The following is an 18,933-nucleotide window of genomic DNA, read 5'->3' on the forward strand; positions in this document are numbered from 1 at the left end:
CTGGGGGGTGGGGTGGGCGGGCCGGCGGGGCGCACGGCGGCGGTGAGGGAGGCGGTCGGTTCCGGGCGCTACCGGCTGGTGAATGCCGTGGTGGGCGCCTCGGCGCAGGCCGTCTACACGGCCGCCGCCGCGGCCGGGCTGGCGTGCGGGGTGGCGCTGGGCTTCGACTGCGTCTCGTTCGCGGAGGAGCTGGGTCTGGAGGGCACCGGGCAGATCCCGCTGCTGATCATGATGGTCGGCCATGAGCGGCCCCGGCCCGCGGCGTTCCGCTACGAGCTGACCGCGTCCGGGCCGACCGGGCCGCGGGAGGCCTCGTGAACTCCCCCGCCGCGGTCGGAGCCGCGGTCTCCGGAGTCCTGGCGCGCACCTTCATGCTGCGCGTGGCCGGGCTGCCGGTGGAGGCGGTGCACGGGCTCCGCAGTGCGCGGGCCCGCGACTGGGCCGAGGAGGTGCTGGCGGAGGAGGACCGACTGCGTTCCGCGGGCATCGAGTTGAGCGGCCCGCTGGCCGCGCTGGTGGCGACGGTGCCGGAGGAGGCGGTCCGGCGCAGCCTCCTCGACCTGCGGCGACGACTCTTCAACAACCGGCTGCCCGGTGACCCGGCGGCCGCCCGTGCGCTGCTGGCAGCGCTGGCAGCCGCCGAGCCCGCCGAGCCGGCCGGCACCGCGGCGCGAACGGCGCGGTGGCTGGCGGAGCGCGAGCGCTGGGAGGAGTTGCGTTCCGGCGGTGCGCAGTTGCTCGCCGCGGAGGACGTCCGCGCCCGCGGGGAGCTGAGGCGCCTGGCCGGCGAGGAGCGGCTGCGACTGGGTCTGCTGCTGGCCTCGCCGACCCTGGACGGCCGACTGGACGCCTATCTGCGCGAGGATCCCGCGCTGGGCGTGAAGCAGGTGCGGAAGATGGAGCGCTCGCTGCTGCTGTACCTGTACCGCACCGCGTGCAAGACGAGTCCGTTCAGCACCTTCACCGGTGTGGTGCCCGGGGAGTTCCGCGACGGTGACGGCGCGGTGGACCGCATCCTGCACCTCGGCGCAGAGTGGGCCGGCCGTCCTCAGCTCAACGTGGTGGTGCTGCGCCGGATCGCCGACGCGGCGGCCGCGGACCCGGCCCGCCGCGCGGATCTGCCGGTGGCCGCCGCCTCGGGCTGGGGCGTGGACGACGACCGGATCCGCTACGTCCGCCGGACGGTGACGGCCGGCGACGACAGCGCCCCGGTGAGCTTCGAGGCGGCCGGGGACCGGCTGTTCTTCCTGCGCCGCAGCGGCGCGCTGGAGGGCCTGATGGCGCTGCTGCACGGGCGCGGCGACGTCCGGTACGGCGAACTGGCGGACCGGCTGCGGGAGTCGACCGGTTCGACGTCCGAGGAGGCCGACCGCTACCTGTCGGCCCTGCTCGACCTGGGCATCGTACGGCTGACCGGCCTGCAGCAGGGTCCGCACGAGAGCGACCCGCTGGACGCCTTCCGGGCCGGTCTGCGCGCGGTGCGGCGGCCCTGGGCCGAGGATGCCGCGGACCGGCTGGCGGGCGCTGCGGACTGCCTGGCCCGGTACGCCGCGGCCGGCCTGGCGGAGCGCCGTGATCTGCTGGTGCGGCTGCGCCTCGAACTCGGCTCCCTGCTGGAGTCGCTGGGGGCGCCGGCGGGCGGACTGCCGCAGACCCTGCTGTACGAGGACGTGCGCGCCTGCGGGACCGACCTGAACGGCGCGCTGCCCGCGTGGACGGACCTGGCGGGCCGCCCGCTGGCCTCGCTGGCGCGGATCCTGCCGGCCTTCGACGTGGCGCTGCCGCAGCGGCTCACCCTGCGGGGCTTCTTCCTGGCCAGGTACGGGCGCGGCGGGCGCTGCGAGGACCTGCTCAGGCTGGTGCACGACTTCCACGAGGACCTCTTCGAGCAGTACCTGAGGCTCACCGCGCAGCGCGGTACGCGCACCGCCGACGGCGGGTACGCCCCCGAGGAGAACTGGCTGGGGCTGCCGGAGATCACGGCGCTGGATTGGGCCCGCGCGCGGTTCGCCGCCGGGATGCGCGACCTGTGGGACGGGCGGCCGGCGGACGCCGTGGAGATCCGCCTGGGCGACTCGCTGGTGGAGGAGGTCGCGACGGAACTCGCCCCGGCACTGGGCGGCTTCGCGCCGCAGAGCCACTTCGTGCAGTTCGCCGGTGACCCGGTGGAGCCGCTGGTGGTGCTCAACGACTCCTTCGGCGGCCTGTGCTTCCCCTTCACCCGGTTCACCCAGCTCTTCGATGCCGCACCGGAGGATGCCGCGGGGGCCGGCCTGTCGCAGCGGCTGCGCGAGCAGCTGGACGGACTCCGGCCGGACGGCGCCGTGTTCGCGGAGATCGCCGCCGGGTCGGCGACCACCAATCTCAATCTGCACAGTCGGCTGACGAGGTATCAGATCGTCTGCCCCGGTGAGCTGCCCTCCGTGCCGGAGGCGGACCGCCTCCCGCTGGAGGACCTGGTGGTGGAGCACGACGAGGCCGCCGACCGGCTGGTGGTGCGTTCGCGGCGCCTCGCCTGCGAGGTGGTGCCGCTCTACCTGGGCTACCTGGTGCCGATGGTGCTGCCCGAGGTGCCCCGGACGCTGCTGCTGCTCTCGCCGACCTCCCGCCCGGCGCCCGACGTGTGGGCCGGGGTGCCGGCCGGTCCCGCCACCGCCGGCGTCACCACCCGCCCGCGGGTGCGCCACCACGGCGTGGTGCTGGCCCGGCGCAGTTGGAGCGCCCCGGCGGGTGCGCTGCCGCGGCGTGCCCCTGGCGAGGACGAGGCCGCCTGGTACCTGCGCTGGCGGCGCTGGCGGCGCACGCACGGGGTGCCGGACCGGGCCTTCGCCACCGTTCACCGGGCGGCGCCGGATGGCGCCGGGCCGGCCTGGGCCGGCGGCGCCAAGCCGCAGTACGTCGACTTCGACAGCCCGCTCTCGCTCGGTGCGCTGGAGGGCCGGCTCGGGGACGGCGCGGACCGGGTCGTGCTGGAGGAGATGCTGCCCGCCGAGAGCGCCCTGCACGTGCGGTCCGCGCGCGGTCGGCACGTCGCGGAACTCGCCCTGGAGATCGTGCCGGAGCTTCCGCAGCGGGCCCGGTCCGCGCTCGCGGCCCCGACCGGAGAGGAACCGGTGGACTGACATGACCGCTCCCGCGGCGCACCCCCTGCCCGACCCGCTGCCCGGCCCGGCCGCCGCCGGGGCCGGGCCCGGCGACTGGATCGCCGTCCACGTCTTCTATGCCGCCGGCTCCCGCCCGCTGCTGCTGGAGTGCGTGCGGCCGCTGGTCCGCGCCCTCGCGGAGGACGGGCTGCTGGCCGGCTTCTTCTTCATCAACTACTGGCTGCACGGACCGCATCTGCGCCTTCGGCTGCGCCCCTCCTCACCGGCCGCGGCCGCCGAGGTCCGGGCCCGCACGGAGGAGGCCGTGGCCGCGTTCCTGCGCGCCCGCCCGGCGCTGTACGCGGTCGAGGGCGGCTTCTTCGCGGAGCTGTACGAGAACCTGTTCCGCCTGGAGTTCGCGCCCGAGGAGCGGGAGGCGCTGCTCGGCCCGGACGGCCGGATGGCGCTGCGGCCGAACAACTCCTACAGCTTTGAGCCGTACGAGCCGGAGTTCGGCAAGTACGGCGGTCCGGCCGGGGTCGCGCTCGCCGAGTGGCACTTCCGGCACTCCAGCGAGCTGGTGATCGAAACGGCGCGCAGCGCCAACCTGCATCTGCGCACGGTGCTGCTCGGCACCGCGGCGCAGCTGATGATGGTGATGGCCGCGACCTTCCTGCCCGCGGACGACGAGGAGCTGGTGCGCTTCCTGGAGCGCTACCACGCCTTCTGGGATCAGGCGTTCGCCGATACGGACTACACCGCGCGGCGCGGCTACGACCGGGCGTACGAGGCGATGGGCGCGGATCTCGGGCGGCGGTTCGGGCAGGTGCGGGCCGCCGTCGCCGGGCGGGCGGACGAGCGGCTGCCGCCGATGCTGCGCGGCTGGGCCGGGCACTGCCGTGATCTGGTCTCCCGGGCAGCCGAGTTGGCCTCGGCGGGCGCGTTGGACTTCGATGCGCACCGGGGCGGCCGGCTGCACGTCACCGATCCCGCGCAGGCGCTGCCGATGCTGCTCTTCCCCTATCTGCACATGACGAACAACCGGCTGTCGGTGACCGTCCGGGACGAGGCGTTCCTGTCCTACGTGCTCGCGCGCTCGCTGCGCGAGGCGGCCGCCCCGGCGACGGGGGCCCGATGAGCGGCCCCGTGCTGCAGGAGCTCCGCCCGGCGCGCCGCACCGACCTGCTGGTGGGTCCGCCGGTGCTGCGCGGTCCGGTCGAGCTGCACCTGGTCAAGGACCCGGTCGGCGGCGGCCGCTACGAGCTGCGCGCCAAGGAGTGGTTCGTGCTGTGCCGGCTCGACGGGCGGCGCACCCTGCGCGAGGTCGGCGAGGAGTACGCGCGGCGGTTCGGCAGCCGGCTCGGTGACGCCCACTGGGAGCACCTGCTGCGCCTGCTGTACGGCCGCGGGCTGATGGCCGACGGCCCGCGGCCCGATCCCCGGCCGGTGGCGGGGCCCGCGGGCACCACCGGGCCCGAGGTCCGGCGCCGCTCCACGGTGCTCAGCGGCAGCACCCGCCTGGTCGCCGACGCCCCGGCCCTGCTGGACCGGCTGCACGCCCGGACGGCCTTCGCCCGCACCCGCTGGTTCGGCACTCTCCTGCTCGCCCTGTCCGGGGCGCTCACCGTGCTGCTGGCCGCCCGCACCGGCGAACTGCTCCGCGACCTCGGCCGGTTGTCCGAGCAGCCGGTGTTGCTGCTGGCGGTGGGCACCGTGCTGTGGACCAGTCTGGCCCTGCACGAGCTGGCGCACGGTGTGGTCGGGCGGGCGTACGGCGGCCGCGTCACCGAGATCGGCCTGCGCTGGCGGCTGCCCGTCACCTACCTGTACTGCCGGGTGGAGGACGTGCCCTTCTTCGCCAGGCGCCGCCACCAGGTTGCCACCGCGGCGGCCGGCGCCGTCGCCAACCTCGCCTTCCTGCTGCCGTGCTACCCGGTGTGGCTGGTGCTGCCGGACGGCTCCGCCCGGCACGGCCTGGGCGGCCTGCTGCTGCTCGGCGCCGCGATGGGCCTGGCGAACCTGGTGCCACTGCCGCCGCTGGACGGCTACAAGCTGCTCGGCTACGCGCTGGGGGTCTCCCGTCTGGCCGAGGGCAGCCGGCGTTTCCTGCGCCTGGCCGCGGTCGGGGCGGCCGGCCGCGGTGAGGGCATCGCCGCGTACGGCACCCGGGCGCGGCTGGTGTACGGGGGCTACGGGCTGCTGGCCGGGCTGCTGTTGGGCGGCCCGGCGGCAGGGGCCGTGGCCGGCGCCTCCACCCTGCTGGCCCACCGGTACGGCGGCGGCGCGGCCCTCGTCCCGCCCCTGCTGGTCGCCGCGGCGCTCCTGCTGTGGGCGGCGGGGCTGACCGCCCGGCGCCGCCGGGACCGCCGCGCGGCGGCCAGATCGGTTTCCCTGAGACAGAATTGACGGATCATCACCTCGATTCACCGGTACGTGCAGAGCAGCCCGAACGACACGAAGGACGCACACCGTGACCCCACCGGCAACAGCCCAAGGACCAGCCGTGGTGCTGGAGGACGTCCGCAAGCGCTACGGCGACGTGCAGGCCGTCGACGGCGTCTCGCTGACCGTCGGACGCGGCGAGTTCTTCGGCATCCTCGGCCCCAACGGGGCCGGCAAGACCACCCTGGTCGAGATCGTCGAGGGGCTGCGCCGGGCCGACTCCGGCACCGTCACCGTGCTCGGGCAGCCCCCGTGGCCGCGCAACACGGCACTGCTCGCCCGCCTGGGCGTGCAGACCCAGGCCTCCGCCTTCTTCACCCGGCTCACCGCCCGGGAGCACCTGGAGACCGTCGCCGCCCTGCACGGCCTCGGCCCCGGCACCGCGGAGCGCGGGCTGGAACGGGTCGGCCTCACCGCCAAGGCCGGCGTCCGCGTCGACGACCTCTCCGGCGGCCAGCGCCAACGCCTGGCGATCGCCACCGCGCTGCTCCACGAGCCGGAGCTCATCCTGCTCGACGAACCCACTGCCGCCCTCGACCCGGAGGCCCGGCGCTCGCTCTGGGAGCTCCTGCGCGCACTGCGCGGCGAGGGCCGCACGATCGTCCACACCACCCACCACCTGGATGAGGCGGAGGCGCTCTGCGACCGGGTGGCGATCATGGCGCGCGGCCGGCTGGCCGCCCTCGACTCCCCGGCGAACCTGGTCCGGGCACTGGGCGCGCCCACCCGGCTGCTCATCCCGGCCGACCGGTTCACCGTCGAGCAGGCCCGGCGGATCGAGGGCGTGGAGCGGGCCGCCGTCCAGGGCGGCGACCTAGTGATCGAGACCCGCGCCGCCGGCCGGGTGCTGGCCGCGGTCGGCGAGTCCGTCGGCCTCGACGCCGTGCAGACCCGCAGCGCCACCCTCGAGGACGCCTACCTCGCCCTGACCGGATCGGAGCACCCCGCATGAGCACCCCCGAAACGGCCCGCGAGACCTCCGCCGGCCCGGCCCTCCCCGCCTCCGGCGGCCCGGCGGCAGCCGGACCGGCCCCCCGGACGAGCGCCGCCGCGGCCCTGACCCGGGCCGGCGCGAGGGCGTACCTGCGCGACCGCACCACGGTCTTCTTCACCTTCGCCTTCCCGCTGGTCTTCCTGGTCGTCTTCGGGTTGATCTTCCAGGGGCAGCAGGTCACCGCGGGCGGCGCCGCGTACATCGACCGGATCGCGCCCGGGGTGCTGTCCTGGGGCGTGGGCAATGCCGCCCTGTTCGGGGTGGCCTTCACCCTGATGCACTGGCGGCGCGACGACGTGCTGCGGCTCATCCGGCGCACGCCCACGCCGCTGGCCGCGGTGCTCGCCTCCCGGGTGGCGGTGTCGCTGGCCGTCGGCCTCGTCCAGGCGGCGCTGTTCACCGGGGTGGCGCTGCTGCCCCCGTTCGGCCTGCGGCCGGCGGGCAGTTGGCCGCTGATGATTCCCGTGCTGGTCCTGGGCATCACCGCGTTCATGGCGCTCGGCGTGGTGGTCGGCAGCCTCGCCGACACACCGGAGGCGGTGGCGGCGATCGCCAACTGCGTGATGGTGCCGATGGCGTTCCTGTCCGGCTCGTTCTACCCGAGCGAGTTGATGCCCGGCTGGTTGCAGGGCCTGTCCCGGGCACTGCCGCTGCGCTACTTCAACGACGGCGTCATCGACACGCTGTCCGGCCGCGGCGGGGCCGCCGACCTGGCGCTGGCCTGCGGCGGACTGGCCGGCTTCGCCGCGCTGTTCACCCTGATCGCCCTCCGACTCTTCCGCTGGAGCAACCGGTCGTGACCGCCGCCACCGCACCTGCCAACGCTCCCGCCGGCCATGCGGCGGGCGCTGCCACCGGCGAGGCCTGGGGCCTGCTGGAGCTGGCCCTGCGCGGGCGCCACGGCCGCGGACCACGCGCCGCCGGACCGCCCGCCGTCGTGCCGCTCGGCGCCGACGACGCCCTGCAGCCCGGCCGGGACGCGCACGCCGCGCGCCGGGCCGGCGCCGTGGTGCACCTGGCCGGCGACGCCGTCCTGATCGGCCCCTGGGGCGGCGGCCCCGGTGCGGCCTGCGGGCAGTGCCTGGCGATGCGCTGGCAGCGGCTGCGCACCCGCTCCGAGCGCAACGCCATGGAGACCGGCACCGCCACCCGGGCAGCCGGCCGGTGGCCGGCCCTGCCCGCCTTCCTCGCCGACGCGGTGTGGGCGCTCCACCTCCGCACCCTGCGGGCCGCCCCGTTCCCGGACGGCCTGGCCCGGGTGACCCGGCTCGACCTGGAGACCCTGCAGGCCGGCACCGTCCCGCTGCTGCCCGAACCGCTCTGCCCGCACTGCCACGCCGGGACGCCGGCCGAGGCACTTGCGTCCGAGGCACGGCCGGGCGACGCAGCGCCGCACGACGCAGCGCCGCATGACGGCGTGCCACAGCGGCTGGTGCCGGCCTCCCGGCCGAAGCCCGCCGCGGACGCGCTGCGGCTGCGCCGACCGGAGTCGTACGCCCTGCCCGCCACCGCGCTCGCGAACCCGGTCTGCGGCGTCCTGGGCGCCGCCACCTGGACGGACGTCACCTCGCCGACGACCGCCCCGGTCGCCGGGACGGTCTTCATGCGCGGCTACGCCGGGCTGACCGACGTCACCTGGAGCGGCCAGGCCGACTCCTTCGCCGCCAGCCGCCGCCTCGCCCTCCTGGAGGGCCTGGAACGCTACGCCGGCACCCACCGCCGCTGCCGCACCCCGCTGCTCACCGCCTCGTACGAAGAACTCGGCGGCCGGGCGCTGGATCCGCGCACCTGCGGGACGTACGCGCCGCAGACCTACCGCGACGACCCGGCCCTGCGGCCGTTCGCACCCGACCGGCCGATCCCGTGGGTACCGGGCCACGTCCTCGGCGACGGACGGCCGGTGCTCGTCCCGGCCCGCCTGGTGCACTACGGCGCCGGGGTGGCCGCGGACAGCTTCGTCTTCGAGTGCTCCAACGGCTGCGCCACCGGCAGCTGTCTGGAGGAGGCCGCCCTCTTCGGCCTCCTGGAGCTGATGGAGCGGGACGCCTTCCTGCTCGGCTGGTACGGCGCCGCCGCGCTCACCGAGATCGACCTCGCCTCCTGCGAGGGCACGGCGGTGCGGGCGATGGCCGACCGGGCCGCGCTGCAGGGCTACGAGGTGCACGCCTTCGACAACCGCATCGACCTGCCGGTCCCCGTGGTCACCGGCCTCGCCGTCCGCCGGGACGGCGGGCCCGGCACCCTGGCGTTCGCCGCCGCGGCCGCCCTCGACCCGGTCGCGGCCGTGGAGTCCGCACTCGCCGAGATCCTCACCTACATCCCGCACCTGCCCCGCCAGGTCCGCGAACGGCCCGACGAGCTCGCCGCCATGGCGGAGGACTTCTCGCTGGTCCGCCGGCTGCCCGACCACGCCGCCCTGTTCGGCCTGCCGCAGATGGCCCGGCACGCCCGGAGCTACCTGGAGCCGCCGGCCGTCCTGCCGATGGCGCAGGTGTACCGGGACTGGGAGCAGCGGCGGCCGCGCACCCTCGACCTGCGGGACGACCTGCTGCTGTGCGTCGACGCGCTGGCCGCGGCCGGCCTGGAGGCGGTCGTCGTCGACCAGACCACACCGGAGCAGGAGCGGATGGGCCTGCACACGGTCTGCACGCTGGTGCCCGGACTGCTGCCGATCGACTTCGGCTGGGACCGGCAGCGCGCCCTGCGCCTCCCCCGGCTGCGCACCGCCTTCCGGCAGGCCGGGTGGCGCGCCACCGACCTGGCCGAGGACGAGCTGCGGCGGGTGCCGCACCCCTTCCCGTGAGACCGGGCCCGCGCGGGCCGGCGGGCCCGGGGGCGCACACAGCGGCGGGACGCATGGGGCGGGGCGGGTCGTGGTCCGCGGCCGGCCGGGCACGCGACAGGGCGGGCCCTCCTGGTGGGGAGGACCCGCCCGGGAGCGGCCGTCGAACGGTCAGGCGGTGCAGCTGGTGGTGCTGGTCGTGCTGCTGCAGGTGCTGGTCGAGCTGCAGCTGGTGGACGAACCCAGCATGACCTCGCTGGCGTCCGAGTAGTCGGTGATCTCGAAGGTCTCGGACTCCAGCTCCAGGATCTCCTCGGCGAGCGAGGCCAGGGACTTCTCCATCGTGCTTCCTCCTCAATCCTGCGGGACCGCTCCGGCCGGACGGCCGCAGCGCACGGCACGGCCCGCCGCCCCCCGGAGGGGCACCGCCCGGGCGCTGTGCCGCCACCTGTTCTATCCGGGCCTGCTGGCAGATCGGGGCGCACACCGCTGTCACCCCGCTGTCACCCCTCCGGGGGACCCGCGGGAACGGACGACCGGTACCTCGGCTCTCTCTGACGCAACAGCTGATGACCCGGCCCGGCCCGCACCGACACGATCCGGCCCGGCCCCACTTCGCTCGACCCGACCGATGGGAGACCTCCCGATGACCGGACGCACGCAAGCGCCTCCGACCACCGCCGCCACGGCGCACCCGCCCGCGCCACCGGGTCCGGCCCCCGTGCTGGAGGCCGTGCCCGAGGTGTCCGCACCCGCCGTCGCCCTCTGCCTGGACGTCCACCACCGGCCCGAGCTGTCCGGCACCGAGCGGCGTACGGCCGCGCTGCTCGCGGAGCGGCTCGCCACCACCGGCTACCGCACCGCCACCGGCATCGGCGGCCACGGCGTCGTCGGAGTGCTGCGCAACGGCCCCGGCCCGGTCGTCATGCTCCGCGCCGAGTTGGACGCGCTACCGATCCGCGAGGAGAGCGACCTGCCCTACGCCGCCACGGCCACCGCCGAGGACGCCGACGGCCGAGCCGTGGCGGTCGCCCACGCCTGCGGCCACGACGTGCACCTCGCCTGTGCCGCCGGCGCCGCCGACCTGCTGGCCAGGGCCGCCGACCGCTGGTCCGGCACCCTGCTGGTGGTCGGCCAGCCCGCCGAGGAAACCCTGGAGGGCGCCCGGGCGATGCTCTCCGACGGCCTGTACGAGCGGTTCGGCGCCCCCGACACCGTCCTCGCCCAGCACACCGCCCCGCTGCCCGCCGGCATGGTCGCCCACGGCTCGGGCCCCCTGCTGGCGGCCTCCACCCTGCTGGAGATCACGGTGCACGGCCGCGGCGGCCACGCCGGCACCCCGCAGCTGGCCGTCGACCCGGTGCTGACCGCCGCCGCCCTGGTGATGCGGCTGCAGGCCGTCGTCCCCCGGGAGACCTCACCCGCCGAGCACGCCGTCCTGACCGTCGGTTCACTGCACGCCGGCAGCCGGGGCAACATCATCCCCGACACCGCCGTGCTGGAGGTCAGCGTGCGGGCCTGCTCCGAGGAGACCCTCGACCGGATCGCCGCCGCCGTCCGCCGGATCGCCGCTGCGGAGTGCGCAGCCTCGGACTGCCCGCAGGAGCCGACCGTGCGGGTGCTCTCCCGCACACCCGCCACCGTCTGCGACCCGGTCCGCTCCGAGGAGGTCCGCCGGGCCCACCGGGCCGTGTTCGGCCCCGAACGCGTCGCCGTCTGGCCGCCGTCCCCCGCCACCGAGGACTTCCCGCTGTACGGGCCTGCAGGTGCCCATCTGCACGGCTCCTCGCAGGTGCGCACCGCCTACTGGATGCTCGGCGCCACCGGCCCCCGCCAGTGGGCCGAGGCCCCGGGCCGCACGGCCGCGGAGAAGCTCGCGGCCCTGCCACCGAACCACTCCCCGCGCTTCCGCGCCGACCTGCGCCTCGCCGTGCCGACCGGCATCACCGCCCTGGCCACCGCGGCCCTCGGCTGCCTGACCACCGCCACGGACGGCAACGGCGGTGCGGCGGACGGCAACTGACCTGCCGCCCCGTGACACCGTGCACCTCCACGGAAGCAAACCGCTACGGCGGGGGCGGCCCCCGGCTCGACGACCCGCGCACCACCCACCCGTCGCCCGGACGACGCGGGCGCCCTGGGCCTGCCCCGCGACCGAGCGAAATCCCTGGCCCGACACGCCGGCGTCCGGCCGGAGAATCGCCACGCTTCGTGGTCACCCGCGAAGCGGTGCTAGAAAGGACGCATGGTCGAACGCAACGGCCGTTCCCAAGGCGCCTCCAAGCAGTCACGGATCGCATGGAGTCCGCGGAGCCTTGCCGGGCAGGTGTTCGCCGTCCAGGTCGTGGTCGTCGTGCTGCTGGTGCTCGGCGCGATCCTGGCCCTGGTCCTGGAGTCCCGCAGTGCCAGCGACCGGGAGGCGCGCAACCGGTCGGTGGGCGTCGCGGAGGCGTTCGCCCACTCCCCCGGCCTCGTCGCGGCCCTGAAGACGCCCTCCCCCTCCACGATCCTGCAGCCGATCACGGAGGCGACCCGCAAGGACGCCGGCGTCGACTTCATCGTGGTCATGGACACCCACGGCATCCGCTACACGCACCCCCTGCCGGACCGGATCGGCAAGCGCTTCGTCGGCACGATCGGCCCCTCGCTGGCCGGCCAGATCTACACCGAGAGCGTGCACGGCCCGCTCGGGCACGAGGTGCAGGCGGTCGTCCCGGTCAAGGCCCCCGACGGGTCGGTGGTGGGCCTGGTCTCGGCCGGGCTCAAGGTCAAGAACGTCACCTCGGCCGGCAACCGCCAACTGCCGGTCATCCTGGGCACCGGGGCCGCCGCCCTCGCGATCGCCACCACGGGCACCGCCCTGACCACCCGGCGCCTGAAGCGCCAGACCCGCGGACTCGGCCCGGCCGAGATGACCCGCATGTACGAGCACCACGACGCCGTCCTGCACGCCGTGCGCGAGGGCGTGGTCATCGTCGGGCAGGACGGCCGGCTGGTCCTGGCGAACGACGAGGCGAAGGAGCTGCTGGGCCTGCCGGCCGACGCGGAGGGCCGGCACGTGGCCGACCTGGACCACCTCGACCCGCTCACTGCGGAGCTGCTGCTGTCCGGCCGGGAGGCCACCGACGAGGTGCACCGGTCCGGCGCCCGGCTGCTCGTGGTGAACCAGCGGCCGACCGACCGCCACAGCGGCGCCATGGGGTCGGTCGCGACCATCCGCGACTCCACCGAGCTGATGGCGGTCTCCGGGAAGGCCGAGGCGGCGGGCAAGCGCCTGGCCCTGCTCTACGAGGCCGGCACCGGTATCGGCGCGACGCTCGATGTGGTGCGCACGGCCGAGGAGATGGCCAATGTCGCCGTGCCGGGCCTCGCGGACTTCGTCACCGTCGACCTCGCCGACCCCGTCCTGCGCGGCGACGAGCCGGCCGGCGGCGCCATCGAGCTGCGCCGGGTCGCCATCGAGGGCATCGACGAGGACTATCCGTTCTACCCCCGGGGCGAGCTGATCAACTTCGTCCCGTCCACCCCGCAGGCCCAGGGCTTCGACAGCGGGCTCTCCCAGGTGGTCCCCGACCTGTCGGTCGCGCACGGCTGGCAGGCCCAGGATCCGTGGTGGACGGGCCGCGTCCTCGACTACGGGGTGCACTCGCTGATCACCACGCCGCTGAAGGCACGCGGCATCATCCTGGGCGTCGCCAACTTCTGGCGGTCGCAGAAGCCCGAGCCGTTCGACGACGAGGACCTGTCGCTGGCCGAGGAGCTCGTGGCGCGGGCCGCGGTCAGCATCGACAACGCCCGCCGGTACACCCGCGAGCACGCCATGGCGGTGACCCTGCAGCGCAGCCTGCTGCCGCGGGCGCTGCCGGACCAGAGCGCACTGGAGGTCGCACACCGCTACCTGCCGGCACAGTCCGGGGTCAGCGGCGACTGGTTCGACGTGATCCCGCTGCCCGGCAGCCGGGTCGCGGTCGTCGTCGGCGACGTGGTCGGCCACGGCCTGCACGCCGCCGCCACCATGGGCCGGCTGCGCACCGCCGTCCACAACTTCGCGGCACTCGACCTCGCCCCGGACGAGCTGCTCGCCCACCTCGACGAGCTCGTCGACCGCATCGACCAGGAGGAGAGCAACGGCAGCACCGGGACGGGCGTCTCCGGCGCCACCTGCCTGTACGCGATCTACGACCCGGTGACCCGGCTCTGCACCATCGGCCGGGCCGGGCACCCCGCGCCCGCCCTGGTCAGGCCCGACGGGAGCGTGGACTTCCCGGACCTGCCGGTGGGCCCGCCGCTGGGCGCGGGCGGTGCGCCCTTCGAGACCGCGGAGGTGTACCTGCCCGAGGGGACCCAGATCGTCCTCTACACCGACGGGCTCATCGAGGACCGCTCGCGGGACTTCGACGTCGGCATGGAGCTGCTGCGCGACGTCCTCGCCCAGCGCCGCCGGGGGCCCGAGGAGAACTGCCAGGCGATCATCGACGCCCTGCTGCCCGCGCGGCCGCAGGACGACGTGGCCCTGCTGATCGCCCGCACCCAGGTGATCGCGCCGGAGAACATCGTCGAGCGGGAGGTGCCGATCGACCCGGCCGCCGTCGCCGACCTGCGCGCCTGGACGACGGCCACGCTCGAGGCATGGGACCTCGGCGACCTGGTGTTCAGCACCGAGTTGATCCTCAGCGAACTGGTCACCAACGCGATCCGCTACGGCTCGCCGCCCGTCCGGGTGCGGCTGCTGCGCGACCGCGCCCTGATCTGCGAGGTGTCGGACGGCAGCAGCACCGCCCCGCACCTGCGGTACGCGGCGACGACCGACGAGGGCGGCCGCGGCCTGTTCCTGGTCGCGCAGCTCACCACGCACTGGGGCACCCGCTACTTCCCCCGCGGCAAGGTCATCTGGGCCGAGCAGGCCCTCCCCGCCCCGACCGTCGCGGAGCTCGGCGTGCCGGACCTGGCGGAACGGACCACCCCGGTCCTCGGCTCCTAGAGCGCTTCGAGGCGGGCGGCCGGCTCCGGGCGGTCAGCCGGCGTCACGCCCCTGCGGGAGCCTCGGCACCGTCGCCGCCTGTGCCCTGCGGGCGCTGCGCAGACCGGCCGCCCGCTGCGGCAGGTCGTGGGTGGCCTCGGTGACCCCGAGGTCCTCCCGGAGTGCTCGGCGCAGCAGCCACACACCGTCCGAGAGCGGATTCTCCAGCCAGGCCACCGCCTGCGCGGACGCAGCGCGGGGGTCGGCGGACGCGGCCGCGGACCGGACGAGCTGGTAGCCGTGGCTGAGGCAGCGGCTCACCTCGGAGACGATGTCGAGGGTCGCCTCGGGCAGGATCATCTGCGCCTGCGCGTACTCCGCGCGGTAGGCCTCTCGGGCCCCGGCGAGCGCCTCCCAGGTCGCCGCCGGCACGCTCTCGCCGCGCCGCAGGGCGTGCGCGACGTCGAGGGTCGACGTCCGGAACGTGCGGGCGTACTCGTTGAGTGCGGCGTAGCGCTCGCGCCGCCGCTCGAACTCGGCCGCGTCGCGGTCCTGCCGCCGCGTCCGGTCGGCGCGTTCGGCCTCCAGCCGCAGCTCGGAGCGGCGGGCGAGCTGGGCGAGCCACGGCGCCGCCATGGTGCCCGCGACACCCACCACGGCCACGGCCAGCGCCGTCAGGTCCTGTGCCATCCGTCCTCCGTCCGTCCGCCGTCCGTCCACCGATTCGCCGCCACGGGCCCGGGACAGTCTCGCACCTGCGCGGCCGTCCGGGCGGGGCTCGGCCGATCACGTCCGGGCCTTCCCGCTGTCGTACCCCTGGTGCAGGATCGGGGACATGACGGAGCAGCAGATCGACGGAGAGTCCCCGGCCGACGCGGCGGCCACCACGTACCTGGAGGGGCTCGGCGCGCGGCTGAGGGCCGACGGCTGTGTGGTGACCGCGACCACCTGGCAGGGTCATCGCGTGGTGATCGGCAGCCGATCGGACCGCAAGGTGAAGTGGTTCGGCACCAAGGTCGAGCTGTTCGTGCTCGCCGCCGCCGTCCCCGAGGTCGACCAGGCCTCGCTGCACGGTTTCACGGGGTGGGCGATGGACTACTGCAAGCACCTGCGCAGCGGCCTGCCCGGCGCCCGCAACGCGGCGATGATCCTGCCCGCCCTGGTCAGCGGCAGCGTCCGGCGGTCCGCCACGGACTGGGCGGCCAAGGACGCCCGGGTCCTCGGCACGACCCTGGTCGGCCGGCCCGTCGTGGTGCAGACCGCGGCACCCGGCACCGGCAGGGTCACCATGTACCGGGGCCGGGTCGCGTGGGGCGGGATGTTCACCGGGCACGTCCTGGAGAAGGCGGCGCTGTACTTCCCCTGATAGCGGGCCCCGCTGTCAGGTGTCGGAGTAGCTGAGGTCCCCGACCGTCCAGCTGCTGATGTCCTCGATGGCGATGCGGTACATGCCTCCGGTGTGGGGGAGCCCGAAGTCGCCCTGCAGGATCTTCGCCCGATGGAGGTGGAGGTGGGTCGGCCGCGCCGGCGCGCCCTCGACGGGCTGGGTGAACAGTGCGGCGAACGGCTTCAGGTGGTCGGAGCTCTGGAGAACCTCCGCGACCCGTTCCCACCACAGGGCCACCGGTGCGAGCCTGCCGGTGATCACCGCGCCGGGGACGACCACGGTCAGGGACATCTGGTTGTTGTGCTCGGACTCGACCATCGCGGCGATGTCAACGAGGAGTCCGTCAGGGTTCGACATGTCCCCAGACTAGGACACGGCCGCGGCGTCCAGTAGGTCGCGCGGCGGCGGCCGCTGCGGCCGCCTGCGCGCTGCGTCCCCCCGTCGCCGCCACGGGCCCGTGTGCTCCCGGCCGGCCTAGAAGCTCAGCAGTCCGACGACGTGGCCGTCGCCGTCCACGACCGGCCACACGTCCAGGCCGCGGGAGCGCATGGCGGCGGCCGCGGCCGCGGCGGTCATGTCGGTGGTGGCGAACGGGGCGCGGTCGTGGACGATGTCGCGCACCGGGGTGCGCTCGGTGTACCAGGACCGCGCCTGGAACGGTGCGAGGTGCAGGCGGGTCAGCAGGCCGGCGCAGCGGCCCTCCTCGTCGCGGACGATGGCGTGGTCCGCGCCCGAGCTCAGCAGGATGTCCATCGCCGTGTCGACCATGACGTCGTCGCTGATCTGCAGCTCGGGGCGTTTCATGAGATCGCCGACCGTGGCGGCGCCGGCGGCGTGTCCTGGGGTGCTGGTCATGGAGGTGTCCTTCGCGTCGGTCCCGCCGGAAGGGGCGGGAATCGGGGCTCGTGTGGTGCGCTCACCGGGTTCGTTCGGGCCGCTTCCGGGCAGCCGGTGTCACCCCCGTGGACGGGGATCCGCCGGGGCCTTTCGCAACGCCGCGTACGCGGCGGCCTGCTACGCCGCGCCGGGGCCGCGCCTCGGGGCTCCGCGGCGGGAGTCGGCGACGGTCTGCGGGGTTCGGCCGGCGAAGCCGGGACGGCGGCGGGCGCGGTCGGTCCGACGAGGGCGCTCGACGACGGGGTCGGCGATCACCACGGGGATACCGGTGGGCACGCGGGCGCCGGTGATGCGCGCGAGTTCCTCGTCGCCGGCGCGGACCCTCGTGGCCACGGGGGTGATGCCGGCGGTCTCCATCATCCTGGCGGTCCCGCGGCGCTGATTGGGCAGCACGAGGGTGACGACGGTGCCGGACTCGCCGGCGCGTGCGGTGCGTCCGCCGCGGTGCAGGTAGTCCTTGTGGTCGCTCGGCGGGTCCAGGTTGACGACCAGGTCGAGCCCGTCGACGTGGATGCCGCGGGCGGCGACGTTGGTGGCGATCAGCGCGGTGACCACTCCGCTGCGGAACTGTTCCAGCGTGCGATTCCGCTGGGGCTGGGACTTGCCTCCGTGCAGGGCGGCGGCCTTCACCCCGTTCGCGAGCAGGTCCTGCACCAGCCGGTCGGCACCGTGCTTGGTGTCGATGAACATGATCACTCCGCCGTCACGGGCGGCGATGTGGGCGATCGCGGCGTCCTTGTCGGCACGCTGGACGTGCAGCACATGGTGCTCCATGGTGCTGACCGCGGCGGCGGAGGGGTCCACGGAGTGGGTGACCGGGTCCTTGAGGAACCGGCGCACCAGCCGGTCGACGTTGCGGTCCAGGGTGGCGGAGAACAACATCGTCTGGCAGCCGGCGGCGACCTGGTCGAGGAGTTCGGTGACCTGGGGCAGGAAGCCCATGTCGGCCATCTGGTCGGCCTCGTCCAGCACGGTGATGCCGACTCCGTCGAGCTGGCAGTCCCCCCGCTGGATCAGGTCCTTGAGTCGGCCGGGAGTGGCGACGACGATCTCGGCACCACGGTCCAGCGTGCGGGCCTGGCCCCCGATGGACATCCCGCCGACCACGGTCGCCATCCGCAGACGTACCGCGTGGGCGTAGGGGGTCAGGGCACCGGTGACCTGCTGGGCGAGTTCACGCGTGGGGACGAGGACGAGGGCCAGCGGGCGACGGGGCTCGGCGCGCCGCCCCACGGTGCGGGCGAGCACGGCGAGGCCGAACGCGATGGTCTTGCCGGAACCCGTTCGGCCGCGCCCGAGGACGTCGCGTCCGGCGAGGGAGTTCGGGAGGGTGGCGGCCTGGATCGGGAACGGCGAGGTGACGCCCTGGCGCGTCAGCATCGAGAGCAGGGCCTTCGGCATGTCCAGCTCGTCGAAGGACGCGACGGCGGGCAGCGCCGGGGTCGTGCTGACCGGCAAAGCGAAATCGCCTTGTTCGTCCCGCGTCCGACGCACGTCCTTCCGGAACGGGCGCGGTGCGCCTCCGGGCCGGAAGGCGGGTCCGGTGCCGCCGGAGCGCGCGCCCGCCGCGGCGCGGGATCGCGGATTCTGGTAGGAGGAACGAGTGGACCGGTTCATACGGGGAGCCTTCCATGGTGCGGCACGTCACATGGAGGGTTTTCCGCGGCGGCGCGAACGCCGGCGGGCAACGCAAGGAACGGGCCGGAGAATGTGACGGGCAGAGCGTGCACGGCACGACCGTGCGGTACGCCATCCGGGGTCGGTGCTCGCCGACGGTGCGGGAGCGGAACAGCTCGACCCGCGAGATGTCACGGAGGAGCGCCGATCCGGGTGCGAGACCACGCGTTCCGAGTCGGGGCGGCCGCCGGTGGCGGCGTCGGGCACCGGGCGGCCGGAATTTCGGACGCAATGACCAGGGGCCCGCACCAGGCGTGTACGCGGTGCGGGCCCCTGCTCATCGGGCGGGTGCCGTGGCGAGAACTACAGCGGACGGATGTTCTCCGCCTGCAGGCCCTTCTGGCCCTGCGTGACGTCGAACTCGACCTTCTGGCCCTCGACCAGCTCGCGGAAGCCGTTCGCGTTGATGTTCGAGTAGTGGGCGAACACGTCCGGGCCGCCACCCTCCTGCTCGATGAAGCCGAAGCCCTTTTCCCCGTTGAACCACTTCACGGTGCCATTAGCCATGGAAATATCCCCTTCAGGAGCTGTCCGAAATCCGCACGGCGCGAACATCGGTTCGCCGCGGTGATGACCCGCCCGGGGAAGAGCCGGGAAACAAAAAATGCACCTGCGAACCATCAGCAGGCGCACACAAAGTTCATGGGAACCAAAACTGCAACAGAATTTACTCTAGCAGGTGCGGGACCGGAACGGGGGATTTTCGCGCGC

At 74.8% G+C, this 18,933-nt stretch carries 16 protein-coding genes; 10 read left to right on the forward strand and 6 right to left on the reverse strand.

The annotated features are described in order from the left end of the window. The 7 genes from ACFV0G_RS15910 to ACFV0G_RS15940 all read left to right on the forward strand — a co-directional run. The coding region (locus ACFV0G_RS15910) for a nitroreductase family protein (RefSeq protein WP_380547005.1) at positions 1-318 on the forward strand (318 nt) is incomplete at its 5' end. Beyond that, a complete protein-coding gene (locus tag ACFV0G_RS15915) occupies positions 315-3,122 on the forward strand; it encodes a lantibiotic dehydratase (RefSeq protein WP_380547007.1) in 2,808 nt (935 codons plus the stop codon). The genes ACFV0G_RS15910 and ACFV0G_RS15915, both read left to right, overlap by 4 nt. Position 3,123: 1 nt before the next feature. Continuing rightward, positions 3,124-4,221 carry a lantibiotic dehydratase C-terminal domain-containing protein gene (locus ACFV0G_RS15920; RefSeq protein ID WP_380547009.1) on the forward strand — a complete coding sequence of 366 codons (1,098 nt, stop codon included), beginning with the start codon at positions 3,124-3,126 and terminating at the stop codon, positions 4,219-4,221. After that, positions 4,218-5,489: a peptidase M50 gene (locus tag ACFV0G_RS15925; RefSeq protein ID WP_380547011.1), complete on the forward strand. Its 1,272-nt coding sequence runs from the start codon at positions 4,218-4,220 to the stop codon at positions 5,487-5,489. The genes ACFV0G_RS15920 and ACFV0G_RS15925 overlap by 4 nt, the downstream gene beginning before the upstream one ends. A gap of 97 nt (positions 5,490-5,586) precedes the next feature. Continuing rightward, the gene (locus ACFV0G_RS15930) at positions 5,587-6,477 is read left to right on the forward strand and encodes an ABC transporter ATP-binding protein (protein WP_380547013.1); all 891 of its coding nucleotides are present in this window, start codon (positions 5,587-5,589) and stop codon (positions 6,475-6,477) included. Next, positions 6,474-7,319, forward strand: coding sequence for an ABC transporter permease (locus ACFV0G_RS15935; RefSeq protein WP_380547015.1), 846 nt, complete (start codon positions 6,474-6,476; stop codon positions 7,317-7,319). Before ACFV0G_RS15930 ends, ACFV0G_RS15935 begins: the two co-directional genes overlap by 4 nt. Further along, the gene (locus tag ACFV0G_RS15940) at positions 7,316-9,322 is read left to right on the forward strand and encodes a TOMM precursor leader peptide-binding protein (RefSeq protein WP_380547017.1); all 2,007 of its coding nucleotides are present in this window, start codon (positions 7,316-7,318) and stop codon (positions 9,320-9,322) included. Before ACFV0G_RS15935 ends, ACFV0G_RS15940 begins: the two co-directional genes overlap by 4 nt. Positions 9,323-9,472: 150 nt before the next feature. Here the strand turns inward: ACFV0G_RS15940 and ACFV0G_RS15945 are convergent, their stop codons facing one another. Beyond that, on the reverse strand, positions 9,473-9,643 hold the full coding sequence (locus tag ACFV0G_RS15945) for a thiazolylpeptide-type bacteriocin (protein WP_380547019.1): 171 nt from the start codon (positions 9,641-9,643) through the stop codon (positions 9,473-9,475). Positions 9,644-9,947: 304 nt separating this feature from the next. Between ACFV0G_RS15945 and ACFV0G_RS15950 the strand changes: the two genes are divergently transcribed. Together ACFV0G_RS15950 and ACFV0G_RS15955 are read left to right on the forward strand one after the other, a co-directional pair. Then, positions 9,948-11,324 (forward strand): amidohydrolase, encoded by a 1,377-nt coding sequence (locus ACFV0G_RS15950; RefSeq protein ID WP_380547021.1) that lies wholly within the window; start codon positions 9,948-9,950, stop codon positions 11,322-11,324. A 222-nt stretch (positions 11,325-11,546) separates the two neighbouring features. Continuing rightward, complete coding sequence (locus ACFV0G_RS15955; RefSeq protein WP_380547023.1) at positions 11,547-14,282, forward strand: SpoIIE family protein phosphatase; 2,736 nt, start codon at positions 11,547-11,549, stop codon at positions 14,280-14,282. A gap of 33 nt (positions 14,283-14,315) precedes the next feature. On the opposite strand, the gene ACFV0G_RS15960 is transcribed toward ACFV0G_RS15955, so the two are convergent. Further along, positions 14,316-14,951 carry a hypothetical protein gene (locus ACFV0G_RS15960; protein WP_380547025.1) on the reverse strand — a complete coding sequence of 212 codons (636 nt, stop codon included), beginning with the start codon at positions 14,949-14,951 and terminating at the stop codon, positions 14,316-14,318. Positions 14,952-15,096: 145 nt separating this feature from the next. On the opposite strand from ACFV0G_RS15960, the gene ACFV0G_RS15965 reads away from it, so the two are divergent. Next, entirely contained in the window at positions 15,097-15,627 is a 531-nt protein-coding gene (locus ACFV0G_RS15965; protein WP_380547027.1) for a hypothetical protein, read from the forward strand. A gap of 15 nt (positions 15,628-15,642) precedes the next feature. Here the strand turns inward: ACFV0G_RS15965 and ACFV0G_RS15970 are convergent, their stop codons facing one another. The 4 genes from ACFV0G_RS15970 to ACFV0G_RS15985 all read right to left on the reverse strand — a co-directional run bounded on the left by ACFV0G_RS15970 (position 15,643) and on the right by ACFV0G_RS15985 (position 18,729). Beyond that, positions 15,643-16,005, reverse strand: coding sequence for a hypothetical protein (locus ACFV0G_RS15970; protein ID WP_380547029.1), 363 nt, complete (start codon positions 16,003-16,005; stop codon positions 15,643-15,645). Between the two features lie 117 nt (positions 16,006-16,122). Continuing rightward, positions 16,123-16,503 (reverse strand): CBS domain-containing protein, encoded by a 381-nt coding sequence (locus ACFV0G_RS15975; protein ID WP_380547031.1) that lies wholly within the window; start codon positions 16,501-16,503, stop codon positions 16,123-16,125. Positions 16,504-16,662: 159 nt separating this feature from the next. Continuing rightward, entirely contained in the window at positions 16,663-18,162 is a 1,500-nt protein-coding gene (locus ACFV0G_RS15980) for a DEAD/DEAH box helicase (RefSeq protein WP_380547033.1), read from the reverse strand. Between the two features lie 363 nt (positions 18,163-18,525). Further along, positions 18,526-18,729 (reverse strand): cold-shock protein, encoded by a 204-nt coding sequence (locus ACFV0G_RS15985; protein ID WP_380547035.1) that lies wholly within the window; start codon positions 18,727-18,729, stop codon positions 18,526-18,528. Between the last annotated feature and the right edge of the window lie 204 nt (positions 18,730-18,933).

This window comes from Kitasatospora sp. NPDC059571, assembly GCF_042735675.1.
GTDB lineage: Bacteria > Actinomycetota > Actinomycetes > Streptomycetales > Streptomycetaceae > Kitasatospora.